A 3,256-nucleotide genomic window follows, 5' to 3' on the forward strand; every position below is an offset into this window, starting at 1 on the left:
TCCCAATGATAGCCGTCGCGCCCCCGGATCGAGCGATATTCGGCGCGATCGAGCATATAGCGGGCGTATCGCATCCCGCCATGCTCGCGCCGCAACGCCGCGCGCGCCCGCGCCATCGCGACCGGGTCGAAGAGGGCGTCGGCGGCATGGTCGGCCGGCACCGGCGGCGGCGCGCTGCCGCCGTCGGGCGTCGTCTCGCGGCTCGCGGGATGATTCATCCCGGCGTGGTCCATGGCGGGCAAGTCGCGCTGCGGCGGGGCGGCCAGCAGCAGCAGCCACGGCAACATGGTCATGCCGGCGCCCCGCCGGCTTCGTCGTGCCGTACCGTCACCACCCGCATCATTCCCGCGTGCATGTGCATCAGCATGTGGCAGTGGAACGCCCAGTCACCGAGTGCATCGGCGGTCAGGTCGAAGGACAGCGTCGCTCCGGGCAGCACGTTGACGGTATGCTTGCGCGGGGCGAACTCCTCCGCACCATTGACCAATTCGAAGAAATGGCCGTGCAGATGGATCGGATGCGGCATCATCGTGTCGTTGATCAGCGTCACGCGGACGCGCTCGCCATGGCGAAACGGGATCGGCGCGGCGCCATCGGACAGTTTCACACCGTCGAACGACCACATGTAACGTTCCATGTTCGCGGTCAGATGGATATCGAGCGTGCGGGTGGGCGCTCGGCGATCCGGGCTGGGCGTGCGCGCGCGGAGATCTGCATAGGTCAGCACGCGATGCGGCACATCCTCCAGCCCGGTCGGGCGATCGGCGGCGCGGTCGGCGGGCATCGCGGCAACGGTGGCGACGCCGGGGCCGGTGCGAACCGTGGGTGGCAGCAACGTGGTATCGCGCATCGACATCGCATGCCCGGCCATCGCGCCGCTGCTCGCGGGCTGGCTGAGGTCGATCACGCCGTTCCCGCCCATGTCCATCGCCGCCATATCCATCCCCATGTCGCGCATCGTCAGCAACGGACGCGCGCGCCGGGCGGGGATGGGCGCGGCCATGCCGGGGCGCGGTGCCAGTGTGGCGCGCACCAGCCCCGACCGGTCGATCGCCTCCGCCACCAGCGCATAGGGCCGCGCCGCCGGCAGCGTGACGAGCACGTCATAGGTTTCGGCGATGCCGATCTGGAACTCGTCGGTGTCGACCAGCTGGACCGGCTGGCCGTCGCTGGCCACCACCGTCATCGCCACGCCGGGCAGCCGGACGTTGAAATTGGTCATCGCGGCGGCATTGATGATGCGCAGCCGGACCTGTTCGCCGGGGGTGAACAGCGCGGTCCAATTGTCCTCGCTGGCATGGCCGTTGATCAGATAGCGATAGGTCGCGCCGGTCACATCGGCGATATCGGTGGGATCCATCCGCATCCGGCCCCAGTCCGCACGATCCCGCGCCGGCTGGTCGCGCCCCGCGATCAGCCCCGCCAGCGTCTGCTTCTGATAATTGTAATAGCCGCCCATCTGCTTCAGCCGTCGCATGATGACATGCGGGTGTGATGCGCTGCGATCGGAAAGCAGGATGACATGTTCGCGCACGTCGGCGTCGCGGCCGATCGCGCCGGCGGGGGTGGCGGGGTCGATGATCAGCGGGCCGTACAGCCCCATCGCTTCCTGCATCCCGGAATGGCCATGATACCAATAGGTGCCCGCCTGCCGCACCGGCATATCATAGGTGAAGGTTTCGCCGGGGCGGATACCGGGAAAGCTGACGCCGGGCACGCCATCCATCTGAAACGGCACCAGTAGCCCATGCCAGTGGATCGACGTATCCTCGCGCAGCCGGTTGGTCACCGCGATCCGCACGCGCTGCCCTTCGCGCAGCCGGATCAGCGGTGCGGGGATCGTGCCGTTGACCGCCACCGCGTGGATTCGGCGCCCATCGATCATGGCATGATGCTCCGCGACGGTCAGCGCGATCGTGTCGCCGCTCAGGGTGGTCGGGGCGGCAATGCGATGATCGCCGCTCTGCGCCCATGCCGGGGCGATGCGGGGCAGCAGCGCGCCGGCCGCGAGAGAAGCGAACAGCGACCGGCGGTCGATCGGGGCGCGAGGGGAGGGCATATCGCCTCTTACGCAGGGCGGCGCGCCATCCCTCATGCCATCTCCAGCAGCGCGGAGAGCGCGCGGCGGGCACGATAGAGTCGGGTCTCCACGGCCTTCTCGCTAATCGACAGCGTCTCTGCGGTCAGCGCCTGCGACATCCCGTCCACCGCGCGCAGCAGCAGCACTTGCCGCAGCGGCGCGGGAAGCGCGGCGATCGCGCGCTCGATCCGCGCCAGCTCGCGCGAGGAATGCGCCGCCGCTTCGGGTGTGGGCGCGCTATCCGCCGGGTCCGCGATCGCATCGAGCGGTTGCGCGCGCGTGAAGAAGCGCCGCACCGTCCGCCGGCGCGACCAGTCGCGTGCCTTGTTGAGCGCGATCCGCAACAGCCAGACGCGGAACGGGCGCTGCGGATCATAGCGGTGCAGCGCGGCGAAGGCGGCAACGAAGCTTTCCTGCACGATATCGAGCGCTTCGCCAGCGTCGCCGCCGGTATGGCCGCGCGCCAGCCGGAACACCGCGTCGCGATGGCGGTGCAGCAGGACGCGATACGCCGCTTGGTCTCCCGCCCGCGCCCGCCCGACCAGCGCGGCGTCCGACGTGTCCCCCGCAGGGTCGATCACTTGGCGGTCATGGCGCGGGGGAGGGAGGATCGGTCAGCGTGCGCGCCACCGTCGCATCGAAGCGCGCGGCCTGATCGGGGCGCAGCACGCCGCGCATCGCGAAGACATGCTGCAGCGTCTCTTTCTGCAACTGGCCCATCACCAGGTGCGAGCGATCGACCGCCGCGGCGACGCGCGGGCCATAGCCGTGTTCCGCCTCGATCGCCTGCGCGAGCTGGCCGTTGATCGCGCGCATCTGCGCCTCCAGTCCGGCGCGGCGTTGGGCGAAACGCGCCTCCAGTGCCGCGATGCGCTGCTGCTGCCGGCTATCCAGCGTCATGTCGCGGTGGAGCAGCTGGTGGATCTGCCCCTCGCCATGCGCTGGCGACGCGCGCCAGGCACGCGCCGCCCACACCCCCGCCATTGCCGCGGCGAAGGCGATGACCGCCACGAGCAGATAGCGCATCGCGCTCATCGCTCAGCCATCCAGCAGGTGGGCGGGGGCATAGTCCGACGCGCCGATCGTCGTCGTCGTCGCCGCGCCCTGTGCCGGCGCCTCGGGCAGGGTGCTGCCGATGATGCCGATCCCCAGCGCCAGGACGGTGGCCAGCGCGAT

General features: G+C 69.9%; 3 protein-coding genes and 1 pseudogene. All 4 read right to left on the bottom strand.

Annotation, left to right across the window (positions count from 1 at the left end; all coding sequences use genetic code 11):
- Window positions 1-293, bottom strand: a pseudogene (locus ACFDSW_RS16030) (copper resistance protein B); the annotation flags it as partial.
- A complete protein-coding gene (locus tag ACFDSW_RS16035) occupies window positions 290-2,059 on the bottom strand; it encodes a copper resistance system multicopper oxidase (protein ID WP_375251262.1) in 1,770 nt (589 codons plus the stop codon). The pseudogene ACFDSW_RS16030 and the gene ACFDSW_RS16035, both read right to left, overlap by 4 nt.
- 32 nt (window positions 2,060-2,091) lie before the next feature.
- Window positions 2,092-2,661: an RNA polymerase sigma factor gene (locus ACFDSW_RS16040; RefSeq protein ID WP_375251263.1), complete on the bottom strand. Its 570-nt coding sequence runs from the start codon at window positions 2,659-2,661 to the stop codon at window positions 2,092-2,094.
- 7 nt (window positions 2,662-2,668) lie between these two features.
- On the bottom strand, window positions 2,669-3,115 hold the full coding sequence (locus ACFDSW_RS16045) for a periplasmic heavy metal sensor (RefSeq protein ID WP_375251264.1): 447 nt from the start codon (window positions 3,113-3,115) through the stop codon (window positions 2,669-2,671).
- Window positions 3,116-3,256 lie beyond the last annotated feature (141 nt).

The organism is Sphingomonas sp., assembly GCF_042091075.1.
In the GTDB taxonomy this organism is placed as follows: Bacteria; Pseudomonadota; Alphaproteobacteria; order Sphingomonadales; family Sphingomonadaceae; genus Sphingomonas.